Source organism: Streptomyces coeruleofuscus, assembly GCF_039532725.1.
Taxonomy (GTDB): domain Bacteria; phylum Actinomycetota; class Actinomycetes; order Streptomycetales; family Streptomycetaceae; genus Streptomyces; species Streptomyces coeruleofuscus.
Genome location: NZ_BAAASE010000006.1, coordinates 284,384 through 308,217, shown reverse-complemented (window position 1 = coordinate 308,217; position 23,834 = coordinate 284,384). Strand labels below are relative to the sequence as shown.

Annotated in this window: 25 protein-coding genes; 9 read left to right on the top strand and 16 right to left on the bottom strand. The window is 71.8% G+C overall.

Annotation, left to right across the window (positions count from 1 at the left end; all coding sequences use genetic code 11):
• Positions 1 to 26: 26 nt before the first annotated feature.
• Positions 27 to 1,343, top strand: coding sequence for an MFS transporter (locus ABFX81_RS24875; RefSeq protein WP_086850214.1), 1,317 nt, complete (start codon positions 27 to 29; stop codon positions 1,341 to 1,343).
• A gap of 70 nt (positions 1,344 to 1,413) precedes the next feature.
• On the opposite strand, the gene ABFX81_RS24870 is transcribed toward ABFX81_RS24875, so the two are convergent.
• Positions 1,414 to 2,502: a hypothetical protein gene (locus ABFX81_RS24870; RefSeq protein WP_346138682.1), complete on the bottom strand. Its 1,089-nt coding sequence runs from the start codon at positions 2,500 to 2,502 to the stop codon at positions 1,414 to 1,416.
• A gap of 182 nt (positions 2,503 to 2,684) precedes the next feature.
• Positions 2,685 to 3,584, bottom strand: coding sequence for a LysR substrate-binding domain-containing protein (locus ABFX81_RS24865; protein ID WP_086854266.1), 900 nt, complete (start codon positions 3,582 to 3,584; stop codon positions 2,685 to 2,687).
• Between the two features lie 98 nt (positions 3,585 to 3,682).
• On the opposite strand from ABFX81_RS24865, the gene ABFX81_RS24860 reads away from it, so the two are divergent.
• Together ABFX81_RS24860 and ABFX81_RS24855 are read left to right on the top strand one after the other, a co-directional pair.
• Entirely contained in the window at positions 3,683 to 4,048 is a 366-nt protein-coding gene (locus tag ABFX81_RS24860) for a nuclear transport factor 2 family protein (RefSeq protein ID WP_086854265.1), read from the top strand.
• Between the two features lie 203 nt (positions 4,049 to 4,251).
• Entirely contained in the window at positions 4,252 to 5,367 is a 1,116-nt protein-coding gene (locus tag ABFX81_RS24855) for a methyltransferase (protein ID WP_086854264.1), read from the top strand.
• 15 nt (positions 5,368 to 5,382) lie between these two features.
• Here ABFX81_RS24855 and ABFX81_RS24850 read toward each other — a convergent pair whose 3' ends face one another.
• Genes ABFX81_RS24850 through ABFX81_RS24840 form a run of 3 tightly spaced genes read right to left on the bottom strand, consistent with a single transcriptional unit; the run spans position 5,383 to position 9,068 of the window.
• Positions 5,383 to 5,991 carry a flavin reductase gene (locus tag ABFX81_RS24850; protein WP_086854263.1) on the bottom strand — a complete coding sequence of 203 codons (609 nt, stop codon included), beginning with the start codon at positions 5,989 to 5,991 and terminating at the stop codon, positions 5,383 to 5,385.
• Between the two features lie 57 nt (positions 5,992 to 6,048).
• Positions 6,049 to 6,843: an enoyl-CoA hydratase-related protein gene (locus ABFX81_RS24845; RefSeq protein ID WP_086854262.1), complete on the bottom strand. Its 795-nt coding sequence runs from the start codon at positions 6,841 to 6,843 to the stop codon at positions 6,049 to 6,051.
• The gene (locus ABFX81_RS24840; RefSeq protein WP_086854261.1) at positions 6,840 to 9,068 is read right to left on the bottom strand and encodes an acetate--CoA ligase family protein; all 2,229 of its coding nucleotides are present in this window, start codon (positions 9,066 to 9,068) and stop codon (positions 6,840 to 6,842) included. The genes ABFX81_RS24845 and ABFX81_RS24840 overlap by 4 nt, the downstream gene beginning before the upstream one ends.
• A 154-nt stretch (positions 9,069 to 9,222) precedes the next feature.
• On the opposite strand from ABFX81_RS24840, the gene ABFX81_RS24835 reads away from it, so the two are divergent.
• Positions 9,223 to 10,041: an endonuclease/exonuclease/phosphatase family protein gene (locus ABFX81_RS24835; protein WP_346138681.1), complete on the top strand. Its 819-nt coding sequence runs from the start codon at positions 9,223 to 9,225 to the stop codon at positions 10,039 to 10,041.
• Between the two features lie 83 nt (positions 10,042 to 10,124).
• Here the strand turns inward: ABFX81_RS24835 and ABFX81_RS24830 are convergent, their stop codons facing one another.
• Both ABFX81_RS24830 and ABFX81_RS24825 read right to left on the bottom strand, forming a co-directional pair.
• Positions 10,125 to 10,742, bottom strand: a complete 618-nt coding sequence (locus ABFX81_RS24830) for a DUF1707 domain-containing protein (RefSeq protein ID WP_086854259.1) — start codon at positions 10,740 to 10,742, stop codon at positions 10,125 to 10,127.
• 61 nt (positions 10,743 to 10,803) lie between these two features.
• On the bottom strand, positions 10,804 to 12,003 hold the full coding sequence (locus tag ABFX81_RS24825; protein WP_086854258.1) for an NAD(P)-binding domain-containing protein: 1,200 nt from the start codon (positions 12,001 to 12,003) through the stop codon (positions 10,804 to 10,806).
• Between the two features lie 234 nt (positions 12,004 to 12,237).
• On the opposite strand from ABFX81_RS24825, the gene ABFX81_RS24820 reads away from it, so the two are divergent.
• Both ABFX81_RS24820 and ABFX81_RS24815 read left to right on the top strand, forming a co-directional pair.
• A complete protein-coding gene (locus ABFX81_RS24820; RefSeq protein ID WP_346138680.1) occupies positions 12,238 to 12,663 on the top strand; it encodes a pyridoxamine 5'-phosphate oxidase family protein in 426 nt (141 codons plus the stop codon).
• Between the two features lie 27 nt (positions 12,664 to 12,690).
• Positions 12,691 to 13,356, top strand: a complete 666-nt coding sequence (locus tag ABFX81_RS24815; protein ID WP_346138679.1) for a pyridoxine/pyridoxamine 5'-phosphate oxidase — start codon at positions 12,691 to 12,693, stop codon at positions 13,354 to 13,356.
• 12 nt (positions 13,357 to 13,368) lie between these two features.
• Here the strand turns inward: ABFX81_RS24815 and ABFX81_RS24810 are convergent, their stop codons facing one another.
• The 8 genes from ABFX81_RS24810 to ABFX81_RS24775 all read right to left on the bottom strand — a co-directional run bounded on the left by ABFX81_RS24810 (position 13,369) and on the right by ABFX81_RS24775 (position 20,426).
• A complete protein-coding gene (locus ABFX81_RS24810) occupies positions 13,369 to 14,373 on the bottom strand; it encodes a HEAT repeat domain-containing protein (protein ID WP_086853275.1) in 1,005 nt (334 codons plus the stop codon).
• Between the two features lie 6 nt (positions 14,374 to 14,379).
• Positions 14,380 to 15,048 carry a HEAT repeat domain-containing protein gene (locus ABFX81_RS24805; RefSeq protein ID WP_086853277.1) on the bottom strand — a complete coding sequence of 223 codons (669 nt, stop codon included), beginning with the start codon at positions 15,046 to 15,048 and terminating at the stop codon, positions 14,380 to 14,382.
• Positions 15,049 to 15,095: 47 nt separating this feature from the next.
• Positions 15,096 to 15,971, bottom strand: coding sequence for a GNAT family N-acetyltransferase (locus tag ABFX81_RS24800; protein ID WP_086853280.1), 876 nt, complete (start codon positions 15,969 to 15,971; stop codon positions 15,096 to 15,098).
• A gap of 40 nt (positions 15,972 to 16,011) precedes the next feature.
• Entirely contained in the window at positions 16,012 to 16,659 is a 648-nt protein-coding gene (locus ABFX81_RS24795; protein WP_086853282.1) for a GNAT family N-acetyltransferase, read from the bottom strand.
• Between the two features lie 31 nt (positions 16,660 to 16,690).
• On the bottom strand, positions 16,691 to 17,122 hold the full coding sequence (locus ABFX81_RS24790; RefSeq protein WP_086853284.1) for an OB-fold domain-containing protein: 432 nt from the start codon (positions 17,120 to 17,122) through the stop codon (positions 16,691 to 16,693).
• On the bottom strand, positions 17,122 to 17,571 hold the full coding sequence (locus ABFX81_RS24785; RefSeq protein WP_086853286.1) for a DoxX family protein: 450 nt from the start codon (positions 17,569 to 17,571) through the stop codon (positions 17,122 to 17,124). The genes ABFX81_RS24790 and ABFX81_RS24785 overlap by 1 nt, the downstream gene beginning before the upstream one ends.
• Positions 17,572 to 17,775: 204 nt before the next feature.
• Positions 17,776 to 19,152, bottom strand: coding sequence for a pyridoxal phosphate-dependent decarboxylase family protein (locus tag ABFX81_RS24780; RefSeq protein WP_346138678.1), 1,377 nt, complete (start codon positions 19,150 to 19,152; stop codon positions 17,776 to 17,778).
• Between the two features lie 104 nt (positions 19,153 to 19,256).
• Complete coding sequence (locus ABFX81_RS24775; RefSeq protein WP_346138677.1) at positions 19,257 to 20,426, bottom strand: thiolase C-terminal domain-containing protein; 1,170 nt, start codon at positions 20,424 to 20,426, stop codon at positions 19,257 to 19,259.
• A gap of 111 nt (positions 20,427 to 20,537) precedes the next feature.
• Between ABFX81_RS24775 and ABFX81_RS24770 the strand changes: the two genes are divergently transcribed.
• Both ABFX81_RS24770 and ABFX81_RS24765 read left to right on the top strand, forming a co-directional pair.
• Positions 20,538 to 21,719 carry an acyl-CoA dehydrogenase family protein gene (locus ABFX81_RS24770; protein WP_086849936.1) on the top strand — a complete coding sequence of 394 codons (1,182 nt, stop codon included), beginning with the start codon at positions 20,538 to 20,540 and terminating at the stop codon, positions 21,717 to 21,719.
• Positions 21,716 to 22,186 carry a nitroreductase family deazaflavin-dependent oxidoreductase gene (locus ABFX81_RS24765; protein WP_086849934.1) on the top strand — a complete coding sequence of 157 codons (471 nt, stop codon included), beginning with the start codon at positions 21,716 to 21,718 and terminating at the stop codon, positions 22,184 to 22,186. The genes ABFX81_RS24770 and ABFX81_RS24765 overlap by 4 nt, the downstream gene beginning before the upstream one ends.
• Before the next feature lie 112 nt (positions 22,187 to 22,298).
• On the opposite strand, the gene ABFX81_RS24760 is transcribed toward ABFX81_RS24765, so the two are convergent.
• Positions 22,299 to 22,934 (bottom strand): TetR family transcriptional regulator, encoded by a 636-nt coding sequence (locus tag ABFX81_RS24760; protein ID WP_086849932.1) that lies wholly within the window; start codon positions 22,932 to 22,934, stop codon positions 22,299 to 22,301.
• Between the two features lie 134 nt (positions 22,935 to 23,068).
• On the opposite strand from ABFX81_RS24760, the gene kbpA reads away from it, so the two are divergent.
• Complete coding sequence (gene kbpA / locus ABFX81_RS24755) at positions 23,069 to 23,791, top strand: AfsK-binding protein KbpA (RefSeq protein ID WP_086849930.1); 723 nt, start codon at positions 23,069 to 23,071, stop codon at positions 23,789 to 23,791.
• Positions 23,792 to 23,834 lie beyond the last annotated feature (43 nt).

Sequence of the window (23,834 nt, the reverse complement as noted above, 5' to 3'; positions counted from 1 at the left end):
TCGCCGCAGGCCGGAAGCTCTGTGTCGTGACCCAGACAAGCGAAGCCGCAGCAGTCGTGCCGCAGCCGACGAAGGCGGGCCGCGGCCGCCGTGTACGTGTGCACCGGGCCTGGTTCGTCGCCGCCGTCACCTTCGTGACGATCATCGGCGCGGCCGCCTTCCGTTCCGTACCCGGCCTGCTCATCGACCCGTTGCACGACGAGTTCGACTGGTCGCGCGGCACGATCAGCGCCGCGGTCTCGGTCAATCTCGCGCTGTACGGTCTGACGGCCCCGTTCGCGGCGGCCCTGATGGACCGCTTCGGCATCCGCCGGGTCGTCGCGGTCGCCCTGACGGTCATCGCGCTCGGCTCGGGCCTCACGGTGTGGATGACGGCGGCCTGGCAACTGATGCTGTGCTGGGGCCTGCTGGTCGGGCTCGGCTCCGGCTCCATGGCGCTGGCGTTCGCGGCGACCGTCACCAACCGCTGGTTCACCGAGCGGCGCGGCCTGGTCACCGGCATCCTCACCGCCGCGTCCGCCTCCGGCCAGCTGATCTTCCTGCCCCTGCTGTCCTGGATCGTCGAGCGGCACGACTGGCGCCCGGCGGCCGTGACGGTCGCGCTCGCCGCCCTCGCGGTCGTCCCGTTCGTCTGGCTCCTGCTGCGCGACCACCCCGCGGACGTGGGCCTGAAGCCGTACGGCGCGACCGAGTTCGTACCGAAGCCGGCACCGGTCCCCGGCGCCGCCCGCCGGGCCGTGACCGTCCTGTTCTCGGCCGCGCGCACCGGCCCGTTCTGGCTGCTCGCCGGCACCTTCGCGATCTGCGGCGCCTCGACCAACGGCCTGATCCAGACCCACTTCGTGCCCGCCGCCCACGCCCACGGCATGCCCCTGACGACCGCCGCCTCGCTGCTCGCGGTCATCGGCGTCTTCGACGTCGTCGGCACGATCGCCTCCGGCTGGTTCACCGACCGCTTCGAAGCCCGGCGCCTGCTCGCCGTCTACTACTCCCTGCGGGGCGTCTCCCTCCTCTTCCTCCCCCTGCTCCTGGTCACACCCAGCGTCCAGCCCCCGATGATCTTCTTCATCGTCTTCTACGGCCTCGACTGGGTCGCCACCGTCCCGCCCACCCTCGCCCTGTGCCGCGAGCAGTACGGCGAGGACAGCGCGATCGTCTTCGGCTGGGTCCTCGCCTCCCACCAGGTCGGCGCCGCCCTGGTCGCCTTCCTCGGCGGCGTCGCCCGCGACACCTTCGGCTCGTACGACGTGGTCTGGTACGCGTCGGGGGCGCTGTGCGCGGTGGCGGCGCTGATGGCACTGGTGATCCGGCGACGGCCGGTGGGAGTGGCGACCGCGGCCTGAGAACGGGTCAGGTTCTGGGTATATGGAGTCCCCGCCAGTAGAACTGACGGGGACTCATGAACGGTCGAGGCTAACGGCCGATCTGGAGATATACGCCTTCCTCTCCGCCCGGCGACGAGAAGTTCAGCCTCAGCTTGAACGTGACCGACTTGAAGGGCGCGGGCTTGCTGATGCGAATGGTGCCGTTGGAGTCGGTGGGTGCGCCGTCCTTCGGCAGGCCCTTGACTTCGTATGTGTTGCCGTTGTGCTCGACCTTGAAATTCTGGTCGCCGCTGAGCTGGGTGACAGTCGCGTCCTCGAACGTCATGATCGAGGCGAGGGATCCTATGTGGAAGACGGCATCCTGTACCGGGGCGCCGAAGTCGACTGTGAACTGGCTGTCGTCGGGCTTGCTTACGAGTCCTACCGTGTCCGAGGCGGGCAGCGGAGGGGTGAAGACGGACGGGTCGGCGAAGTAGGGGTACTCCCCGTTGGTGTTCACTTCGTTTATGCCGCCCGAGGGGCCTACGACCGTTGCTGTGCGGCCGCCCAGCTTCCCGACCGCCTTCACGGTGCCTTCGCGCGACGTCCAGTCGACGAACCTTACTGTCCTGCCGATCTGGAGATATACGCCTTCCTCTCCGCCCGGCGACGAGAAGTTCAGTCTCAGTTTGAACGTGACCGACTTGAAGGGCGCGGGCTTGCTGATGCGAATGGTGCCGTTGGAGTCGGTGGGTGCGCCGTCCTTCGGCAGGCCCTTGACTTCGTATGTGTTGCCGTTGTGCTCGACCTTGAAATTCTGGTCGCCGCTGAGCTGGGTGACAGTCGCGTCCTCGAACGTCATGATCGAGGCGAGGGATCCTATGTGGAAGACGGCATCCTGTACCGGGGCGCCGAAGTCGACTGTGAACTGGCTGTCGTCGGGCTTGCTTACGAGTCCTACCGTGTCCGAGGCGGGCAGCGGAGGGGTGAAGACGGACGGGTCGGCGAAGTAGGGGTACTCCCCGTTGGTGTTCACTTCGTTTATGCCGCCCGAGGGGCCTACGACCGTTGCTGTGCGGCCGCCCAGCTTCCCGACCGCCTTCACGGTGCCTTCGCGCGACGTCCAGTCAACGAACACAGAAGCTTCTGTCGTTGCCATCACTGTTGTCATGTTGCGGCCCTCCTGGAAATAGTTCATTTGCGGGTTCATTTGCGCCGTGCGGATTCCCCCAGAAATTCCCCAGTCGCACAACGCTCCCCCCCCACTTCATCCAAGCTACGCCCTGGGCCATCCGTGTGCATTTCGAGTCGGAAGCGTCATCTCGTTTTATTGAATGGTCAGTTGTCGCATGTTGCATGGTCAGTTGTCGCTCGCACTCATCAGGAGTTCTGAGTAGCGCCGGGCTTGGTGAATGCTTGCCGGCTGTGCAGGAGCAACTCACGCAGGGCGGGGCCGTGCGGGCTCTTCCAGACCAGGGCGAGCAACGCCGGCGTATCGACGTCGTCGATGGCGCGGGCGGTGAGCCGGTCGCGGTAGTTCGCGGCCATCGAGTCGCTGAGGACGGCGACGCCGAGCCCGCGTGCGGCGAGGCCGGCAATGGCATCCGCGGAGCTGGCTTGCAGGGCGATCGCGGGGTGGAGGCCCTGTGCGGCGCAGGCATGGTCGAACACCGTGCGCAGTCCGGTACCGGGCGGCATGCACACGATGGGGTGGGCGGCCAGGTCGCGCAGAGTGACCCGCCGCCGCTTCGCCAGGGGGTGCCCGGCCGGAACTGCCGCGACGATCCGCTCGCTGGTGATGGTCAGCGCGTCCAGCCCCTGGGGGGTGGCGGTTGCGGTCCCGATGAGAGCCAGGTCGAGGGTGCCGGCACGGACGCCCTCGACGAGCCGGTCGGAGTTGTCCTCCAGCAGGGAGATCTCCACACCCGGATGGGCCCGGTGGAATGCGGCGAGGGCGTCGAACAGCGGCGTGACGGTGCAGCCGATGACCATCCCGACCGTGAGCCGACCGCGGATCAGGTCGGTGACCTCACCCACCGCCTGGCCGACCGCGTCGGCCGCGGCGAGCGCGGCGCGGGCGTGTTCCAGCGCGGCCTTTCCCGCGACGGTGAGGGTGGCGGTGCGCGCTGACCGGTGGAACAGCTCGGCGCCGAGTTCGCGTTCCAGCTGGCGGATCTGGGCGCTGACGCCGGACTGGCTGATGTGGACCCGCTCCGCCGCCCGCGTGAAGTTCTGTTCTTCCGCGACCGCGACGAAGTACTCCAGCTGCCTCATTTCCATGACTGGCGATTCTAGTTTCCAGAAGAACCATCTGTTGGACTTCTGGTCGACGGGTGACCAGGCTGGAAAGCGCTGAAGCCCGACGTCAGGAGGTACCCGTGCCGGAGTACGAGAAGGCCGTGCGGCCCGAAGACATCACCCGCTTGTTCGTCGAACGCTCCAACGCCGGTGACGCGGCCGGGGTCGCCGCGCTGTACGAGGAGGACGCGGTGCTGGCCTACCCGCCCGGCGAGCGGACGGTGGGCCGCGAGGCGATCCGAGCGCTGTGGGAAAAGGTGCTGGCCGACCGTCCCCGCTTCGAGCCGGAACAACCGCTGCCGACGCTGGTCAGCGGCGACATCGCCCTCACCTCGACCCCGCCGAAGGACGGTGCCGGCGCCCGGGCGCAGGTGGTCCGGCGCCAGCCTGACGGAAGCTGGCTGCGCTTGCTCGACCAGCCCGAGTTCGTCCTGCCGAACGGCTGATTTCCCCGACTCGTGGGTTCGAGCGTTCGGTGGGGCGGGTGGCGTGGAGTCGAGGACTGGGATGCCCGGGCGGCCTATCCTTGACCTGGTTGCTTCTTCACCACTCGGAAAGGCCCGGTTGATGACACTCGGCATGGTCCTCGGTGACGTGGTCGTCGTGACGTCGCAGGTTCGTTCGCGTTCGGCCTTCCGAGGAGTTTGCCGTGTCCACGATTCACTGGATCGATGCTCAGCCCCGTTCCGCCCGCTGGCATTCTGAGTCCGGACTGCCCCTGCCCCGGCGGGTCGTCGTCGCCGACGACCGGATGAAGGCCGCCGTCGCCTACCGGCTGGCCTGCGAGGGCACCGCGTTGTTGTGGCGCGGGGACTTTCAGAACGCGCGCCAGTTGTTGCGCGCGATGGACCGCCGTGTCGGCCGGACCACGCCGGGAGCGGCGGGCACGCCGGCCGAGACCTTCCGGCTGTACCGCCGGTTCCGTGCTCACCGTGCCCGCGTGCTCGGCAAGCTGCTCGTGTTGTTGGACGAGGAGCACGTACTGGATCTGCGCCGGGCGCCTGACGTGCGACTGGCGTGTACCGAGGCGTACGGGCCGTCCGGCGGGCCCATGGCCGTCGCCCTCACCGAACTGCTGGGTGTGATCAGTGCCCGGCAGTGGCGGGAGAAGGGTGTGTACGTTCCGGCGCTGGGGGCGCGGGTCCATCCGCACTACGGGGTGTTCGCGCCGACGAGGGGCGAGTACGTCGATCTAGTCGCGCTGGCACCGCTGCCGGGTGGCGGTGTGCGGACGGCGTTCGACCTGGGCACGGGCACCGGTGTGCTCGCCGCCGTGCTCGCCCGGCGCGGTGTCGGGCAGGTGGTGGCCACGGACGTCAGCGCGCGGGCGCGGGAGTGTGCGAGGGACAACGTACGGCGGTTGGGGGTCGAGCGGGCGGTCCGCGTCACCGGCCCGGAGCTGTATCCCGAGGGGCGCGCCGGTCTCGTGGTGTGCAACCCGCCCTGGCTCCCCGCCCGTCCCGCCTCCGACCTGGACCTCGGCGTCTACGACGAGGGCGGCGGCATGCTCCACGGGTTCCTCGACGGGCTCGCCGGCCGGCTGGAGCCGGGCGGCGAGGGCTGGCTCGTGCTGTCCGACCTGGCCGAGCGCCTCGGGATGCGCAGCCGGGAGGAGCTGACGGCCGCCGTGGAGGGGGCCGGGCTGCGGGTGGTCGACCGTCTGGACACCCGGCCGCGTCACCCGCGCGTGCGGGACACGGACGATCCGCTGCACGCCGTACGGGCCGCCGAGGTCACGTCACTGTGGCGGCTGGCCGTCGCCTGATCCGTACCGGTTCGATCAGCCCGACAGCCGCGCGAAGCGCCCCCGGTGGAAGAGCAGCGGTCCCTCCGGATCCGGATCGTCGGCGGCCGTGCCGAGGGCGTCCACCCGGCCCACCACGATGAGGTGGTCGCCGCCGGTGTGGACGGCGTGGATCGCGCAGTCGATCCAGGCGACGGCACCCGACAGGCGCGGCGAGCCGGACACCGGCGCCGCGTCGTACGCCACACCCGCGAACTTGTCCGCCCCGCTCACCGCGAAGGCGCGGCACAGCTCGGCCTGGTGGGCGGCCAGGACGTTCACGCAGAACACCCCCGCCCTCGCGATCCGTGGCCACGTCGTCGACGTACGGCCCACCATGAAGGCGACCAGCGGCGGGTCGAGGGAGAGGGACGTGAAGGACTGGCAGGCGAAGCCGGCGGGGGAGTCGGCGGTGCTGGTGGGTGGTGACGTGATCACTGCCACGCCCGTCGCGAAGTTTCCGAGGACGCGGCGGAACTCCGCCGGATCCAGCGGAGCGCGCTCGTCCGCGCCGACGCACCGCAACTCGGGGCGCGGCAGCGCTTCGACGGGCTCCGGAGCGGGTGCGCGGACCGACCTGAGGTAGCGGACGGCGGCTTCTGCCATTCCTGCTTGTCCCATCACAATCGTCATTGAAACTGACGGAACGTCAGATAGGAAGTGTCAGTGGCCCTCATATACCGCGCCGCGCCGCTCCACGAAGCTCCGTACGCCCTCCCGCGCGTCCGCCGTCGTCATGTTGATCTCCTGCGCGGCGGCCTCCGCGGCGAAGGCGGTGGCGCGGTCGGCGTCGAGGGAGGCGTTGACGAGCTGCTTGGTCAGGGCGAGGGCGCGGGTCGGGCCGGTGGCGAGGCGTTCGGCCCACGCGCGGGCCGTCTTGTCCAGGTCCCCGTCCGGGACGACCCGGTTGACCAGCCCCATCCGCTCCGCGTCGGTCGCCGTGAGCGCGTCGCCGAAGAACATCAGCTCCTTGGCGCGCTGCGGGCCGATGAGGCGGGGGAGGAGGTAGGCGCCGCCGCCGTCGGGGACCAGTCCGCGGCGTACGAACACCTCGATGAAGCGGGCCGATTCGGCCGCGAGGACCAGGTCGCAGGCGAACGCCAGATGCGCGCCGAGGCCCGCCGCCGTGCCGTTGACCGCCGCGATCACCGGCTTCTCGCAGTCCAGGACGGCGGCGATCAGGCGCTGGGCGCCGGTGCGGAGGGTGCGTGCCACATCTCCGGCGACGCGTTCGCCGGTCGTGGCCGCGGTGCCGCGGAGATCCGCGCCGGCACAGAAGCCGCGGCCCGTTCCCGTGAGGACGACCGCTCGTACCTCCGGCGACGCGGACGCCTCCGCCAGCAGCCGCACGACCTCGTCCCGATCGCCGGGCGTGAGGGCGTTGAGGGTCTCGGGCCGGTTGAGGGTGACGGACAGGACGTGGTCGCCCGTCGTGTGCAGAACGGCGGGTTCCGTCATGCGCTGCACACCGCCAGCGCGTCGAGTGCCACCGCGCCCTGGCCCTGGGGCAGGACCATGAGCGGGTTGATGTCCAACTCCGCGAGCTGGTCCCCGAGTTCCAGTGCCATGCGCTGCACGCGCAGGACGACCTCGACGAGGGCGTCCAGGTCCGCCGGCGGCCGGCCCCGGACCCCGTCGAGCAGCGCCCGCCCGCGCAGCCCGGCGAGCATGTCCCGCGCCTGGTCCTCACCGAACGGCGGCACCCCTACGGCGGTGTCGCGCAGGACCTCCACGAGCACGCCGCCGAGCCCGACGGTCACGGTCGGCCCGAACAGGTCGTCGTGCGCGACTCCGACGACCATCTCGACGCCCTGCTCGACCATCTGGCAGACCAGTACGCCGTCCAGCGGGACATCCTCGTAGCGGGCGATGTCGGTCAGCTCCCGGTAGGCGTCGCGGACCTGGCTCGCCGAGGTGAGCCCGGTCTTGACGAGGCCCAGTTCGGTCTTGTGGGCGATGCGGGCGCCGGAGGCCTTCATCACCACCGGGTAGCCCACCAGCCCCGCCGCCCGTACGGCCGCCGCCGCGCTGGTCACCAACTGCTCGCGCGGCACGCGGATGCCGTACGCCCGCAGCAGCTGCTTCGCCGCGTGCTCGCTGAGCTGCTCGCCGGGCCGCATGAGCGCCTGGGCCTTGCGGTAGGAGGGCGAGGGGGTGCGCGGGGCGTCGTCGAAGGGGGAGCGGTAGCCGGTCGTGAAACGGTGGTGGCCGAGGTAGGCGCGGACGGCGGTGAGGCAGTTGCCGACCGTGCGGAAGGTGGCGACGCGGGAGGAGCCGAGCAGGACCTCGCGGTAGGCCGGCTCGGTGCCGACCGGCGAGCCCCAGACCACGCACACCAGCTTGTCCGTCTGCTCCGCCGCCTCCACCAGGTCCCGTACGAGCCGGTCGCTGAGCGGGGGGAACGGCCCGGTGATCGGGCAGACGAGCACGCCCACCTCGGGGTCGTCGAGGATCGCGTCGATGATCTTCCGGCCGCGCCAGTCACCGACCGGGTGACCGCCGTTGTCGACGGGGTTGGCGACGCTCAGGTACTCGGGGATCCACTGGTGCAGCTCGGCCTGCCTGGCTTCCGACAGCACCGGCAGCCGCAGGCTCGCCTCCGTCGCCAGGTCGGCGACGTGCGCGCCCGTGCCGCCGGAGATCGAGTAGACGACGACCCCGTCGGCGCGCGGCGGGCGGGCCCGGGCCAACAGGGTCGCCGTGTCCTGGAGTTCGTCCAGGCCGTCGACCCTGATCACGCCGTACTGCCGTAGGGCCGCGTCCACCACCGCGTCCGCGCCGGTCAGCTTGCCGGTGTGGGAGGCGGCCGTGCGGGCGCCGGTCTCGGTGCGGCCCACTTTGACCGCGACGACCGGCACGCCGCGCCGGGCGGCCCGGTCGGCGGCGAGCAGGAAGGAGCGGCCGTCCTTCAGCCCCTCCAGGTAGCAGGCGATGGCGCCGACCTCGGGTTGCTCGGCGAAGTAGGAGAGGAAGTCGGCGGTCTCCAGGTCGGCCTCGTTGCCGGTGGGCGCCCAGTGGGAGAGGCGGATGCCGAGCTCCTGGAGGGCGAAGACGGGGCGGCCCTGGTGGCCGGACTGGGTGATCAACGCGATCGCCGGCCCCTCCAGGTCGTCGCGGAACCGCTCGAAGGCGTTGAGGTTGGTGTTGGGGCCCAGCAGTCGCATCCCGGACCGCTCGACGGCGGCGGCCAGTCGCCGCTGGGCGGCCTCGCCCTCCGGCCCGGTCTCCGCGAACCCGGAGGCGAAGACGACCGCGAACCGTGCCTTGGCCTCGGCCAGTTCCTCGACCACCGGGAGGGGGGCGCCGACCAGCACCACGGCCAGGTCGACCTGCTCGGGCAGGTCGGAGACGGAAGGGCAGCAGGGCACGCCGAAGACGGACTGCCTGCTCGGATGCACCGGATACAACCGTGCCCCGACCCGCTCGGCCCAGTCGGCCAGTTGCCGCGTGACACCGGTGTTGGGGCGTCCTTCGGCATCGGACGCGCCGATCACGGCGACGGACTGCGGGCGGAAGAAACGGTCCAGATCGGGTACGTCGGCGTGCAGCGGACGCCCGCTGACGTCGAGGTCTCCCAGCTCGGCCGGCCTGCCGTGCACGACGGGCCCGGACCGTTCGCCACAGGCGATGGCCCGGGCCCGGCGGGAGTCGGTGGTAAGGGTGCCGTGGGTCGATCCAAGCATCGCTCCGCCCGCTCCTGTGAGACAGCCGCTAACTGACGCTGTGTCAGATTATCCGAACTGACGTGATGTCAGGAATGGTTGTGGGCGAGCGAAGTTTCCCTGAGGGGGAGCCGGGAGCGACAGTGAGAGCGAGGCGAGACCCCGTATGCGGTTGATGACCATGAACGTGCTGGCACCGCAGTACGCCGACGGTGCGAGCAGGAGGGCGGTCCTGGCACGGGAGATCCGGCATCAGGACCCGGACGTACTCGCGCTCCAGGAAGTCACCCGGGAGGACGTGGCAGCCCTCGTCGACGACGGCTGGCACGTCGTTCCGCACCCTCGCTGGTCCTCCGACGGCGTGGGGGCCGTACTGGCCGCCCGACGCCCCTTCGGGTACACCGTGACGGACACGCTCCAGGTGACCGAGCGCACGGAGCGCACGAGCTGGTGCGGAGTCGTCGCCGCCGAAGTCCGGTTCCCAGAACCCCTCGGCACGGTCCGCGTCGTGCACCACAAGCCGAGCTGGCCCTACGACCACGAGTACGAACGGGAGTTGCAGGCGCTCGTCACCGCCCGGCTCGTGGAGAGCGTCGCCGCCGAGCGCCCCGTGCGCCACACCGTCCTGCTCGGCGACTTCGACGCGACCCCCGAGGCTGCCAGCCTGCGGTTCCTCCAGGGGCTCCAGTCGCTCGACGGCATGAGCGTCTGCTTCCAGGACGCCTGGTCGGCGGTGCACCCCGGCGAACCGGGCCCCACCTTCAGCCCTGCCAACCCGCTCGTACGGCGGGGTGACATGCCCGAGGCCTCGGATCGCCGTATCGACTACATCCTGCTCGGGTGCGGTCCCCACGGCCCCACCCTGCACGTCTCCTCATGCAGGCGAGTCCTGGTGCGACCGGTGAACGGCGTCTACGCGAGCGACCACTACGGCTTGGCCGCCGACCTGACGCTTCCCGGTCACCCTCCGGGCCGGTGGGAGGAACGGACGTGACGGCACGGGACGCCGGGTGCGCGGCCGGACTGACCAAAGGTGTTGCAGAAGGCTTGGTGGCGGGCATTTTGCCTGCACGCGTCCTAGCCCTGCGTCGGGTTGCTGTCCAGCTTGCGCCGTTCCCGGCGGCTGGGATGGCGGATGACTACTCCCGCCATGCCGCCGGAACCAGTGAGCCGGATCAGGGGAGTTCCCGGGAGCCGGTCGGGAGTGGTCTTGTCCGTCAGGCCGCCAACGCCGGGATCCATGCCGCTGGTGTCTACGGCCCAGCCGTCTGGAACGACGATCGTGACACCAGCTGCCTCCCCGTACGCCTCCACTGCGACCTCCGTGAGGCGGCACTCGGCCCGGGTGAAGTCAATTTTCACACCCCCCACGCCTCCGCGAGCGATCACGTGCCCGGGAACCTCCCAGCGCCCGGGGCCTCGAGACGCGCCATACAAGCCGCCCTTGAGCACCAGCGGCGGCCGGCTCTCGGCGGAATTCAGCCTCGGTAAGTCGGCGGTCAGGACGGCCAGCTCGGCATACGTCTTGGACGTCAGCGCCTGCTCCAGGCGCGAATCCAGCTCATCGAGATCGATTCGCCCCTCGGCTGCCGCATCGCGCAGCTGCTCCACCACTGCTTCCCGGTCGTCGTGAGAGGCGCGGAGCTCTCCTGATGGTGCAAGGCGCGGAGAGGGCTCCGGAGGCTGGGCAGTCATGGCCACAAGAATAGGCAGCCAGCGGCCTGAGCGGACTGGGACTGCACATCTCAAACACTGCCTAGCCCGGCAACCGCGACACGCTCCCCGAACCGTCCCGTGCGACGGCCTTCGCGATCCTCACCGCGTCGATCGCCATCTCGCGGAGCATGCCGCTGATCGGGTTGGTGAAGCCGGTGAAGTACAGGCCGGGGGCGGTCCGCGGGCTGCGGGGGCCCTGGACGACGGGCCGCCCGCGGGCGTCGAGCACGTCGAGGTGGCCGACGAGGCCCTCCAGGGCCCGGGTGTAGCCGGTGGCCGCGACGACGGCGTCCGGGGAGAGGCGGGTGCCGTCGGCGAGCACGACCTTGCCGTCCTCGAAGCCCTCCACGGCCGCCACGACCTCCACCCTGCCCTTGCGTACGGCGTCGATCAGGCCGACGTCCTGGACGGGGACGGCGCCCTCGGTGACCCGGGTGTAGAGACCGGTGCCGGGGCGCGGCAGGCCGTGGGCGGACAGGTCGGGCACGCTCAGTCTGCCCATCTGCCGGGCCATCCGGTCGACGAGACCGACCGGCAGGTGCCGTGCCATGACGCCGGAGTACTGCGCGGCCCAGCCCGCGGTCGAACGGCGCACGATGTGCGGGACGGTGCGGACGGACAGCCGTACCCGGGCGCCCCCGTCCGCCAGGTCCACGGCGATCTCGGCGCCGGTGTTGCCGGCGCCCACGACGAGGACCTCGCGGCCGGCGAAGGGCTCGGCGTTGCGGTAGGCGGAGGCGTGCAGGAACTCGCCGGTGTAGGTGTCGCGGCCGGGCCAGTCCGGCACGCGGGGCGTGTGGTTGTAGCCGGTGGCGACGACGACGGCCGCGCCGGTCAGCTCACGGCCGCCGGTGGCGTGCAGCAGCCAGCCCGTGCCGTCGGGAGCGTGCTCGATACGGGACACCTCGACACCGGTGACGATTTCGAGCCGGTGGTGCTCGGCGTACTTCTCCAGGTACCGCACCACGTCGTCCCGGGACACCCACCGTCCGAACCGCCGCGGCATCGGCAGCCCGGGAAGGGACGACAGGCGGCGGGTGGTGTGCAGGTGCAGCCGGTCGTAGTGGCCGCGCCAGGACGACCCGACGTGGTCGGACTTCTCCAGGACGACGGCGCGTATGCCCCGGGCCCGCAGCGCGTACGCGGCGGAGAGTCCGCCGGGGCCGCCGCCGATGACGTAGACGGGGCGGTCGGGTGGGGGATGCGCGGAGGTGTGTGTGGGGGGAGTGGAGTCGGCCATGAGCGGGAGCGTAGCCACGGGGCCGCTTGATGGGTCTCGGTCAAGACCGGAATTGGTTTCGGATTGATCACGGCTGTGGGAGGACGGGGCGGAGCCGGTGGGGTGGAGGGCCTGGTTGTGGCGAGCTGGTGATCAGTCTTGACCTGTGGGCTGCCCGCACGGGAACACCCGGCTGTGCAGGCAGTGTTGAGAGGACGCCGATGGAGACCGGAACGCCCCGCGAAGGAGACCGGAATGGCCCTGACCCGTGAAGAGCGCGAACAGTTCCTGGCCGAGCCGCACATCGCCGCGCTGGCGGTCGACGCGGGCCCGGGCCGCGCGCCGCTGACCGTGCCGATCTGGTACCAGTACGAGCCCGGCGGCGACATCTGGATCATGACCGGCCTCGACTCCCGCAAGAACGAGCTGATCAGCGCGGCGGGCCGGTTCTCGCTGATGGTGGACCGGCTGGAGCCGACGATCCGGTACGTGTCGGTCGAGGGCCCAGTCGTCGACACGGCCCCCGCCACCGTCGACCAGCTCCGCGAGCTCTCGGCGCGTTACCTGCCGGCCGACAAGGTCGACGGCTACGTCGACTTCGCCTGGAAGAACCACGGGGAACAACTGGTGCTGCGGATGCGGCCGGAGCGATGGGTGTCGTCGGACCTCGGGCAGGTGTGAGGAGCGCGCCGGGGTGACAATCGGGGAATGGCAACGGATCTTCACGAGCTGCTGAGGTCACTGCGGGTCTGGGACCCGCAGGTCACGCGACTCCCCTCCTTCGACCCGACGACCGCTCCCGCCGCCCCGCTGACCCTCTTCGCCGAGTGGTTCGCGGCGGCGGTGGCGGCCGGGCAGACCGAGCCGCACACCGTGTCGCTGGCGACCTCCGACGAGGCCGGCCTGCCCGACGTACGGATCGTCATGCTGCACGGCGCCGACGAGACCGGCTGGTCCTTCGCGTCCCACGCCGGCAGCCGCAAGGGCCGCCACCTCACCGCCCGCCCGTACGCCGCCCTCTGCTTCTACTGGCCGGTCCTGGGCCGGCAGGTACGGGTCCGCGGCCCGGTGTCGGCGGCCCCGTCCGAGGAGGCCCAGGGCGACCTGCACGCCCGCTCGACGGGCGCGCTGGCCGCGGCACTTACCGGCCGCCAGAGCGAGATCCTGGACTCGGTGGAGGAGATGGCGCGGGCCTCGGAATCGGCGTGGGAACGGGCCCGGAGCGAGCCGGAGGCTCCCGTACCGTCCTGGACCCTCTACCGGCTGCGGCCGGAGGAGGTGGAGTTCTTCCAGGGGGACGAGGCGCGGCGGCACGTACGGCTCCGCTACCGGAGCACGGAGGAAGGGTGGACACGGGAACTGCTGTGGCCGTGAATGGACCGCGGATTACCGGCTGTCGCGTAGCCGGAGAATGTAGGCCGCGGTGAGCGCGACGGCACGGTCTTCGTCATGCGACAGGTCTTCGAGGGCACGTGACGCCGTGCTTCCCGGGATGTCCGCGAGCGCCTGCGTCAGCCGTCGACGTGCGGACGGTCCGACGGTGCCGTCGGCGAGGCGGTCGACGAGCCCGGCGGCGATCTGATCCGCCGACGCCGGACGACTCGCCAGCGCGCTCAGTGCGTCGGCCGCGTCGACGTCGTTCGCCTCCTCGACGATCATGCCGATGAGCGTGGGGACCGCGTCGGCCACTCCACGTGCCCCGAGCGCCACAGCCGCATATCTGCGGACCACGATGTCGGAGTGCGCGAGGGCGTCCCGCAGCAGTGCGGTCGCCTTGCCGTCCGGAATCTCGGCGATGGACTGGACGGCACGCTTCCGCACCTCGGCCGCCGGCGAGCCCAGGCCCTCCACCAGCAGCGCCAGTCCGGCCTCGCCCGACTGCGCCAAGGCCCACCGCAGGGCCCCGGCGACGTTCGGGTCCGTCTCGCTCAGCGCTGCCTCGACCAGTGCTTCCACCGGCACCGGGACCTCGTCGACCGAGGACAGGGCCGCACGCTGGCGCGTCCCGGCGCTCTTCGAGCCCAACGCCTGGAGGAGGGCGACGATCTGGAGGACGTCCTCCCAGCCGGCGGGCTCCGCCGCACCGATCCGGCGGAGGCGCGTGAGCAGCTCCGTCTCGGCCGCGATGCGTTCTCGCGTCCGGCGGGCGAGGTCGTCGACGAGTTCCGAGGGCGTGAAGCCGGGGTCGTCGAGCGCGCGCCCGACGTCACGCAGCGACAGCCCCAGCGACCGCAGGCTCTCGATGTGGAAGATCCGCCGGATGTCCTCGCTGGAGTACTCGCGATAGCCGGCGCCGGTACGGCCCGTCGGCCGCACCAGCCCGAGCGAGTCGTAGTGCCTGAGCATGCGGGCACTGACCCCGGACCGCCGTGCCACCTCACCGATCAACACTGCCTGTCACTCCTCCTGGCCGGCCGGGCCGAGCGCCACGACGCGCTTCGCCTCCTCGACCGCGAACTCGAATCCGGCATCCGGGTCGCGCGACAGCCGTTCCGTGGCGATCGCGTGCGCACGCACACGAGGGTCGGCATCCGTCATCGCCGCGCGCAGGATCGGCATGATCACCTCACCCAGCGCGATCAGCGCCCGGCTGAGACTCAACCGCGTCTCCCGTTCGCCGCGCCCGAGCTGCGTCATCAGCACTCCGGCCAGTCCCGCCTCTTCACCGTCGGGCACGAGAACGACCGCCGCTCGCCAGGCGCTCCGCGCCACCTCGTCGTCGGCGTCGGCCAGCAGCGCCCGCGTGATCGCCGGCCACGCCTGCCGGTCTCCGATCTTGGACAGCGTGTGCAACGCCTGGCTCCGTGCCTGCGCACGCTCCGAGCGGAGTTCGTCGACAAGCCCCGGGACCGTCATCGACGCCGGGTGGCGGGTGAGCGCCCACGTGAGCATTTCACGGACGTGGAACTCCGGCTCGATCGCGCATCGTTCGATGAGCTTGCCGATGAACCGCGGGTCGGGGGCCGTGCCGACCGCCAGCGCCGCCCGCAGCCGCACCGACGAGCTGCTGTCCTCCAGCCCCCGGAGACCGCGAACCGTATCCGTGTCCTGTTTCGCCATGCTCATCGGGACCACCTCCTCGGCACAGTGAAGGCCTTGTCACGGTGTCAAGGTCAAGCGGGCGCGGACCGCCCCGTGAAGTCGTAGACCGCGAAGTCCGCCACGGGCCGGTATCCGATCCGCTGGTACAGGCCGTTGCTGGTCGGGTTCGACAGGTCCGTGAAGAGGAGCACCTCCCGCGCTCCGGCGGCCAGGGCGGCGCGGCTGACCTCGGCCGTGGCGGCGCCCGCGTAGCCGCGGCCGCGGAGGTGGGGCGGGGTGTAGACCGGGGCGACGCGGATCTGGCCGGCGACCTGAGGGGTCGTTCCGGCCATGGCGGCGGGGGTGCCGTCGGGCGTCTCCCAGAACGTGATGCCGCCCTGCTCGATGCGGGTGTCCGCCCACTCGGCGGTGTCCCGGAAGACGCCCGAGCCGACGGCTGCGACGAACTCGTCGTGCCAGCGGACGAGTTGCTCCCGGTCCGCCTCACCGGCGACGCGGGGACCGCCGGGCGGCAGGGGACGGGGCACGGTCAGGGTGCCGAGCCGGTAGAGCCGGTTGCGCTCTCGGAGGGTGGCCGTGGCGCCCGTGTGCCGCTGCCAGGCCTCGGCGAACGCGGTGGCGGTGTCGCGGTCGGCGTGCACGCCGGGCAGGCGCTGCCCGAGGGCGGCCAGCCGTGCGGCCAGCACATCGGCCTCCTCGGCCGTCAGGACGGTGAGGTTCAGCCGGTGCGGTGGTGTGCGGAAGAACGTCGCCCGGACCGCGCCGTCGTGTTCCAGCAGGCCGAACTCCGGCACTCCGTCGCCGTAGATGTGCGGGCCGCGCCTGCGCAGGTTCTCCGTGACGGTCAACGGGAGGGTATGCAGACCGGGTTGGGAGTGGAGGAAGGCTCCGGCTCGGGTCAGGAAGGTGTCGAGGTCCCGGGTGAGGTGCCAGTCGTCGGTGCGCATGCCCCATCGTGCCGCCCGGGGCCCGGTCGGCACCTCCGAATTACGCCCTGGACTCTCGGCCCGCGTCCGGCTTCGGTTCCGTATCCGCTCCCGCGTCCGGTTCCGGATCCGTCGCCAGCCGGGCGTGCAGGTGGGCGTCCCGGAACGCGTCGTGCCGGCCCTCCGCGAAGATCGCCCCGCGCAGGGTTCCCTCGTACGCGAATCCGCACCGCTCGGCGATCCGGCAGGAGGCGTCGTGGCCGACGGCGTGGTCCAGTTCCAGCCGGTACAGGCCGAGTTCGGTGAGGGCCCAGTGGGCGGCGAGCAGGAGGGCCCGGGTGGCGACGCCCTGGCCGCGGGCCTCGGGGAGCACCCAGTAGCCGACGCGGGCGACCTTCAGGTGGTACTTGATCTCGTTGACGCCGACGTGGCCCAGAGCCGTGTCGCTGCGGGCGTCCGCGACCCGGAACGACACGGACGTGCCCTCCGCCGCGCTCTGTGCCCGCGCGTGCAGCGACTCCCGGGCGCTCGTCCGGTCGGTGACCAGCCTGAGCGGGGTGTTCCAGCGCCGGAACTCCGCGTCCCGCATGCCGCGCAGCCATGTCTCGACATCGGAGCCGGACGTGGCGTCCCAGGGGCGCAGACGGAGGCCGCGGCCGTGGATTTCCGGGAGGGGGCCGGTCAGGGACCGGTCGCGTATGGGGGCCATGGGGCCATTCAAGCGCGTGGGGCGGTGCCGTTCACCCGCCGGCCGTGCCCGGCACGACCCGGAACACCGGGATGCCCTCCCGGAACGCGACCTCCAGTTCCGCCCCGGCGGACAGTTCCCCGGCCGGTGGTTCCCCCGTCGGCGGTTCCCCCGCCCCCACGACCTCCGTCATCATCCGCGGCCCCTCGGCGAGGTCGACGACGGCGGCGACGTACGGGGTGCGATCCGCGAAGGGCGGCAGGTCGTTGCGGTGGACGACGGACCAGGTGTAGAGGGTGGCGCGGCCGCTCGCGGGCTCCCAGACGACGTCCTCGCTCCAGCAGTGGGGGCAGAACTCGCGCGGGTAGTGGTGGGCCCGTCCGCAGGCCCGGCAGCGGCGGATCAGCAGCCGGCCCTCGGCTGCCGCCTCCCAGTACGTCCGGGTGAAGGCGTCCGGTTCGGGCAGGTCGGAACGCCCTGTCATCAGAACAGCCCCAGCGCGCTGTCCAGCGACCAGGTCTGCCAGGACATTCCGAACAGCCCGACCACCGACATCAGCGCCATCATCGAGTTCTGCCCCTGCTCGGCGACCTCGTGGATCATGAGGGTGAAGTAGAGGGCGTTGAGGAGGAATCCGCCGGCCAGGGCGACCGGGGTGAGGAAGCCGGTGATCAGGCCCAGTCCCAGCGCGAGTTCCGCGTGGACGACGACGTACGCCATCGCACGCGGGTGGGGCGCGACGACCCTGTCGAAGCCCGAACGCACGGCGCTCCAGCGGTGCTCGGCGGCTATTCCGGCCGCCCACGCGATACCGGTGCCCCTCTGGAACCAGGCCTTGCGGTCCTTGTGCCGCCAGCTCTCCAGCCACCACAGCCCGAGCCCGATCCGCAGCACGGCCAGCCATTCCGCTCCGGTGAGCCAGATCGTGTCCATGCCCATGCTCCCGCGTCGCCGCCGCCCGAGACAGGAATCTGACGGTACGTCAGGTGAGTGGCGGCAACAAGACCTGGAGCGGTTACGGCACTCAGCGGCGAGCGACCGGTTCTTGCAGTTCGGTCACCGTGTGGTCGCCGCAGTGGGGGCAGGACAGGGTCACTTCGCGGGTGTCAGTCCCCTCGCAAAGCGGCCCGCCCCCCATCACGACGCCCGGGCCAGCCGCACGATCGCCGCGATCGACCGGTCGACGTCGGCCTCCGTCGTGCTGTGGCCGGACACCGAGATGCGCATCAGCCGTCGGCCGCGCCAGGTGGTGGCGCCCATCCAGCAGGTGCCGTCGTTCTGCACGGCCTGCACGACGTGGTCGGTGCGGGCGTCGTCGCCGAAGCCGACGAGGACTTGGTTGAGCACCACGTCGTTGACCACCTCGTAGCCCGCCGCGGACAGGCCGTCGGCGAAGCGGCGGGCGAGCAGGCAGCAGCGGTCCACGAGCGCGGCGACGCCGTCACGGCCGAGTTCGCGCAGCGCCGCCCAGGTGGCGAAGCCGCGGGCGTGGCGGGAGGACTCGGTGGTGAAGTCGGCGCCGCCGGCCGCAGTGCCGTCGGCGCGGGTGAGGTAGGAGGCGGTGTACGACAGGGCGTCGGCGTGGACGGCGGGGCGGGAGCAGAAGGCGTAGCCGCAGTCGTAGGGCACGTTCAGCCACTTGTGGCCGTCGCAGGCCCAGGAGTCGGCCAGCTCGACGCCGTCGACGAGGTGGCGCGTCGCCGGGCTCGCGGCCGCCCACAGCCCGAAGGCGCCGTCGACGTGCACCCAGCCGCCGTGGGCGTGGGTGAGGTCGCAGGCGGTACGGAGGTCGTCGCAGGCGCCGGTGTTCACGTTGCCGGCCTGGGCGCACACGATCGCCGGCGTGCCCGGGTCGGACGCCAGCACGCGTCGCAGGTCGTCGGTGTCGAGGGCGCCGCGTCCATCGGTGCGGACCGTCTCCAGGCAGTCGGTGCCCAGGCCGAGCAGCCGCAGCGAGCGGTCGACGGTGGCGTGGCGCTCCTCGCCCACGACCACCCGCAGCCGCGGGGCGCCGCCCAGCCCCTTGCGCCCGACGTCCCAGCCGGCCTCGGTGAGCAGATGCTGCCGGGCCGCCGCGAGCCCCGCGGTGTTGGCCGCCTGCCCGCCGGTGACGAACCCGGTGGACGCGGTGGCGGGGATGCCGAGCAGGTCCTTCAGCCGGCCGCCCGCCGCCTCCTCCGCGGCGAGCGCGGCGGGCGAGAGCGCGGCGTTGAAGGCGTTCTGGTCCCACCCGGCGGCCAGGATCTCCGCGGCGGTGGCCGCGGGCAGCGCCCCGCCGACGACGAACCCGAAGAACCGCGGCCCGGCGGTGGCGACGAGTCCGTCCTCGGCGGCGGCCACCAGCTCGTCGACCACCGTGAGCGGGTCGGCGGGCGAGCGGTTCAGGGGGCGGGAGAACGCGGCGCGCAGGGCCGCGTGGTCGACGGGCCGCGCCACCGGCCGCTCGGGCAGCGAGCGGCGGTAGGCGGCGGCGTGCTCGGCGGCGCGGTGGAAGATCCTGGTCAGCTCGTCCATGGCCGGACCGTAACCACTCCTCCGAGCGGCTGGGAACGGCCAATGGGGGGAGATCGGACTGCTCTGTGGGCCGGAGGCGCGGCGATCGCCGAGTGCCGGGATCGTCACACCCCGAGCACCACCGTCCCCGACGAGCAGAACCACCCACCCGTCCCGGACGCCACCCCCAGCCGCGGCAGTGATCCGTCACCACGCCGCCGCACCTGCCGTTCCCCGCCCGCTCCCCGTAACTGCCGCACCGCCTCCACCAGCAGGAACAGCCCCCGCATCCCCGGATGCTGAGCCGACAGCCCACCCCCGTCGGTGTTCACCGGAAGCTCCCCGCCCTCGACCCGCAGCCGGCCCTTCTCCACGAACGCCCCGCCCTCGCCCTTCCCGCAGAAGCCGAGGTCCTCCAGCGTCACCAGGGTCATGTAGGTGAACGCGTCGTAGATCTCCGCGAAGTCCATCTCGTCCGGCCGTACGCCCGCCCGCTCGAAGGCCAGCCGTCCGCTCACCGCCGCCGGGGACACCGTGAAGTCCGCCCACTCGGACATCGCGGCGTGCGAGACGTGCTCCCCGCTCCCCAGCACCCACACCGGGGACGTGCGGCAGTCCCGTACGTACTCCTCCGCCGCCAGCAGCACCGCGGCCCCGCCGTCGGAACGGACGCAGCAGTGCAGCTTGGTGAAGGGGTCGGCGATCATAGGGCCGGCCAGGACCTCGTCCACCGTGACGGGAGTGCGGAGCATCGCCTCCGGGTTCAGGGCCGCGTTGGCCCGGGCCTGGACCGCCACCTCCGCCAACTGCTCGATCGTCGTGCCGTACTCGATCATGTGGCGGCGGGCCGCCATGGCGTACTTGGCGATCAGGGTGTGGCCGTAGGGGACTTCGAACTGGAGGGGGCCGCGCGTGCCGAAGGACAGCGTCCCCGTGCGGCGGCCCGCTCTGACGTCCGCGCGGGCCGTCGAGCCGTAGGCGAGCAGCACCACGCGCGCGTGCCCGGCCGCGATCGCGTCCGCCGCGTGGGCCGCCATCACCTCCCAGGTGGAGCCGCCGACGGAGGTGGAGTCGACCCAGGTGGGGCGCAGGCCCAGGTACTCGGCGACCTCCACCGGGGCCAGCGTGCCCAGGCCCGCCGAGGCGAAGCCGTCGACCAGCGAGCGGTCCAGGCCCGCGTCGGCGAGGGCGCGGCGGGCCGCCTGGGCGTGCAGCGCGTACGGGGTCGCGTCGTCCACGCGGCCGCAGTCCGAGAGGGCCACGCCGACGACGGCCACTTTCCTCCGGGCAACCATGAATCTGACGGTACATCAGATAGTGCTCCGCACAACCACGGCAAGGACTCTGGGCATCCCCGGTCCTCCGCCCTAATATGACGCACCGTCAGATGCGGAGGTGGTACCCCCATGGACGCCCGCTTCACCGCCGAACAGGACGAGATCCGCCGCACCCTGCGCGAACTGCTCCACAAGCGGTGCGGCTCCGAGGAGCTGCGGGCCGCCGTCGACACCCCGGCCGGGCACGACCCGGCCCTGTGGACCGCCCTCGCCGAACAGCTCGGCCTGCCCGGACTGGCCCTCCCCGAGGGCTACGGCGGTGTCGGCTGCTCGGTCACCGAGCTGGCCCTCGCCTGCGAGGAGACGGGCCGGGCCCTCGCCCCGTCCCCGCTGCTCGCGACGGCCGTACTCACCGCCCCGCTGCTGCTCGCCCTCGGTACCGACACCCAGCGGGCCGACCTGCTCCCGCGGATCGCCTCCGGGGCACTCACGGCGGCACTCGCGGTACCGGGCCCCGCCCTCGCCACCGCGCTCGGACTCACCGGCCACGACCCGCGCGGGGAGTGGGCCGGCGGCGGGCGGGCCGGGGGCGTGCAGGCCCGGCAGGCCGACGGCGGCTGGCGGCTGTACGGGCAGGTCGACCAGGTCCTCGACGGGCACAGTGCCCGGCTGCTCGTGGTCGCCGCGCACACCGGCGGGTTCGCCCGCTCCCGCGTCCTGCTCTTCCTCGTGCGCGGGGACGCGGCCGGCCTCACCCGCGTACGGCAGACCGCGCTGGACGCCACCCGTCCACAAGCCCGCCTCCAACTTCGAGACGTAGAAGGAGAGTTGTTGGGTCGTGGCGGTGACGATGTCCTCCCCGCCCTCGCCCGGCTCGGTGACACCGCCGCCGCCTGTCTCGCCGCCGAGGCCGTCGGTGCCGCCGCCCGGGTGCTGGAGCGCACCGTCGAGTACGTCGGGCGGCGCGAGCAGTTCGGGCGGCCGATCGGCTCCTTCCAGGCGGTGAAGCACCGGCTGGCCGACGTGTACGTGCAGGTGCAGGCGGCCCGCTCGGCGGCGTACTACGCGGCCTGGGCCACCGCCCAGGGGGAGCGGGTGGGCGGCCTCGCCCTCGCGCAGGCGCTCCAGGCCCTGCGCGGTGCCGCCGCCGAGGGGATCCAGTCGCACGGTGGTACCGGTTTCACCTGGGAGCACGACGTGCACCTGTACTTCAAACACGCCGCGGGCGACGAGCTGCTGTTCGGGCCGGTCCACCGGCTGCGGGCGCACGCCGCCGACGTGGCGCATGTCCTCGAGGAGGCCGGCCGATGAGAAGCGTGCGGTTCGTGCAGACGGTGTCCGCCACGCGGGGGTTCGCGCGCGTGGCACCGTACGTCTTCCCGGCCCTGGACCGGGCCGTGCACCGGCTCACGCGCGGAAAGGTGCTGCTCAGCGCACACCTCCTGCCGGGTCTGGTGCTGACCTCGACGGGGGCGAAGAGCGGCCTGCCCCGTCGTACGCCGCTGGCCTGTATGCCGGAGGAGGACGGGGACAGCTGGATCCTCGTCGGGTCCAACTTCGGGCGGCCGGGGCACCCGGCCTGGAGTTACAACCTGCTCGCGCATCCCGACGCCCGCGTCAGCTGGAAGGGCCAGGACATCCCGGTCAGGGCCCGGCTGCTGGAGAGGGCGGAACGGGAAGCGGCCTGGGAGGCCGTGCTGGAGTTCTGGCCGCCGTACGCGGCGTATCAGGCACGGGTGCAGCGGGAGATCCGGTTGTTCAGGCTCGTGCAACGGTAGGAAGCGCACATCGGCACGGCAGGAAGCGCGACAGGCGGCGGTCCACTCGGGTGGACCGCCGCCTGCCAGACAGGACTTGGGTGCGGGAAAAGACCGGGGGCGCCGGGCCGGGTTACTTCGTCGGCTTCCTGCCCGTGACGCCCAGGTGGACCAACAGCGCCAGGTTGGGCTTCAGTTCGGCCTGCTTCACGCCCCAGGAGGAGAAGCCCTTCTGGTGGGAGGCGACGGCCGCGAGCATCGCGACCAGCGAACCGGCGACGGCCGCCGGGTTCACGTCCTTGTCGACCCTGCCCTTGGCCTGGAGCTCGGCGACGGCGTCCGCGAGGGAGTTGTTCACCGAGTTGAGGATCTTCATCCGGAGCTTGTAGAAGCGCTTGTCGCCCTCGGCGGCACCTAGATCGACGACCCGGAGGATCGCGTCGTTCTTGCGCCAGAACTCCAGGAACCCGTCGACGAGTTCCTGTGCCGTCTGCCAGCCGGCCTTGCCGGCCCAGGAACGGCCCTCCAGGAGCTCGGTCAACGTGGCGCCCTCGGCGGCCATTTGCTCGGCGATCTCCAGTACGGCGCCCTCGACGTCCGGGAAGTACTGGTAGAAGGTCGCGGGCGAAGTGCCCGCCTTCCGGGCGACATCGATGACTTTGACGTCCCGGTAAGGGGAGGAGCTGAGCATCTCGCTGAGGCAGTCGAGCAGCTTCTGCCGGGTCGCCTGCCCACGCCGGCCGGCCACGCGGCCGTCGACGGTACGCACTTGTCCTGTCATGCCGTCAGCTTACCGAGGCGTGATCGGGGCGCGATTCGGCCGACTGCAAATGGGGTGTAAGGGAGTGCGGGGGCTGGTGTGCCTGGTCTGCGGGGTGCGGCAGTCGCGGTTACGTTGTCGGCATGGCCGAAAACAGGGCATCGGTGTACGCAGAGGGCGTTCCCTGCTGGGTGGACGCGCAGCTTGCCGACGTCGAGGCGGGCAAACGGTTCTACGGTGAACTTTTCGGGTGGACCTTCGAGGACTGGTTCGGCCCCTTCGCGCAGGCGCTGAAGGACGGTGAGCCCGTGGCCGCGCTGGTCCGCAAGATGGACGGGCGGCTGCCCACCGTCTGGACGGTGTACTTCGCGACCCCGGACGCCGCGGCCCTGGCCCGGCGCGTCCGGGCGGCCGGCGGGCAGGTCGTCTCGTCGCCGGTGCCGGCCGGCGAGCTGGGCGTCACCGCCCTCGTCACCGACCCGGAGGGCGCCGTCTTCGCCCTGTGGCAGCCGGACCGGCACCCCGGCTTCGGCAGGCGGCACGAGCCGGGCACCTTCGCCTGGGCGGAGCTGTACGCACGGGACACCGAGGCGGCCAACGCTTTCTACGGCGACCTCTTCCAGGAGGCCCTGTTCGGGCCCGACGCCGAGCCGGACTTCGGCCGCGCCCCCGTCTCCGACGTGTTCCCGGCCGAGATGCCGCCCCACTTCCTCGTCCACTTCGCCGTCGAGGACGTACCGGCCGCGCTGGAGGACGTCACCCGCCTCGGCGGCCGGATCCAGGCCCCGCCTTTCGACGCCTCGTACGGCACCGTCGCCGTCGTCACGGACAATCAGGGGGCGTCCTTCGCGCTGCTGCACCGCTGAGCAGGGCAGATCGGGCAGTGATTGGTCACTGTTTGATCGCCTG

Coding starts and splice junctions, on each gene's coding strand:
- ABFX81_RS24870 (WP_346138682.1), bottom strand. CDS start 2,502: ATGAACTATTTCCAGGAGGGCCGCAACATGACAACAGTGATGGCAACG.
- ABFX81_RS24865 (WP_086854266.1), bottom strand. CDS start 3,584: ATGGAAATGAGGCAGCTGGAGTACTTCGTCGCGGTCGCGGAAGAACAG.
- ABFX81_RS24850 (WP_086854263.1), bottom strand. CDS start 5,991: ATGGCAGAAGCCGCCGTCCGCTACCTCAGGTCGGTCCGCGCACCCGCT.
- ABFX81_RS24845 (WP_086854262.1), bottom strand. CDS start 6,843: ATGACGGAACCCGCCGTTCTGCACACGACGGGCGACCACGTCCTGTCC.
- ABFX81_RS24840 (WP_086854261.1), bottom strand. CDS start 9,068: ATGCTTGGATCGACCCACGGCACCCTTACCACCGACTCCCGCCGGGCC.
- ABFX81_RS24835 (WP_346138681.1), top strand. CDS start 9,223: ATGACCATGAACGTGCTGGCACCGCAGTACGCCGACGGTGCGAGCAGG.
- ABFX81_RS24830 (WP_086854259.1), bottom strand. CDS start 10,742: ATGACTGCCCAGCCTCCGGAGCCCTCTCCGCGCCTTGCACCATCAGGA.
- ABFX81_RS24825 (WP_086854258.1), bottom strand. CDS start 12,003: ATGGCCGACTCCACTCCCCCCACACACACCTCCGCGCATCCCCCACCC.
- ABFX81_RS24820 (WP_346138680.1), top strand. CDS start 12,238: ATGGCCCTGACCCGTGAAGAGCGCGAACAGTTCCTGGCCGAGCCGCAC.
- ABFX81_RS24815 (WP_346138679.1), top strand. CDS start 12,691: ATGGCAACGGATCTTCACGAGCTGCTGAGGTCACTGCGGGTCTGGGAC.
- ABFX81_RS24805 (WP_086853277.1), bottom strand. CDS start 15,048: ATGAGCATGGCGAAACAGGACACGGATACGGTTCGCGGTCTCCGGGGG.
- ABFX81_RS24800 (WP_086853280.1), bottom strand. CDS start 15,971: ATGCGCACCGACGACTGGCACCTCACCCGGGACCTCGACACCTTCCTG.
- ABFX81_RS24795 (WP_086853282.1), bottom strand. CDS start 16,659: ATGGCCCCCATACGCGACCGGTCCCTGACCGGCCCCCTCCCGGAAATC.
- ABFX81_RS24790 (WP_086853284.1), bottom strand. CDS start 17,122: ATGACAGGGCGTTCCGACCTGCCCGAACCGGACGCCTTCACCCGGACG.
- ABFX81_RS24785 (WP_086853286.1), bottom strand. CDS start 17,571: ATGGACACGATCTGGCTCACCGGAGCGGAATGGCTGGCCGTGCTGCGG.
- ABFX81_RS24780 (WP_346138678.1), bottom strand. CDS start 19,152: ATGGACGAGCTGACCAGGATCTTCCACCGCGCCGCCGAGCACGCCGCC.
- ABFX81_RS24775 (WP_346138677.1), bottom strand. CDS start 20,426: ATGGTTGCCCGGAGGAAAGTGGCCGTCGTCGGCGTGGCCCTCTCGGAC.
- ABFX81_RS24770 (WP_086849936.1), top strand. CDS start 20,538: ATGGACGCCCGCTTCACCGCCGAACAGGACGAGATCCGCCGCACCCTG.
- ABFX81_RS24765 (WP_086849934.1), top strand. CDS start 21,716: ATGAGAAGCGTGCGGTTCGTGCAGACGGTGTCCGCCACGCGGGGGTTC.
- kbpA (WP_086849930.1), top strand. CDS start 23,069: ATGGCCGAAAACAGGGCATCGGTGTACGCAGAGGGCGTTCCCTGCTGG.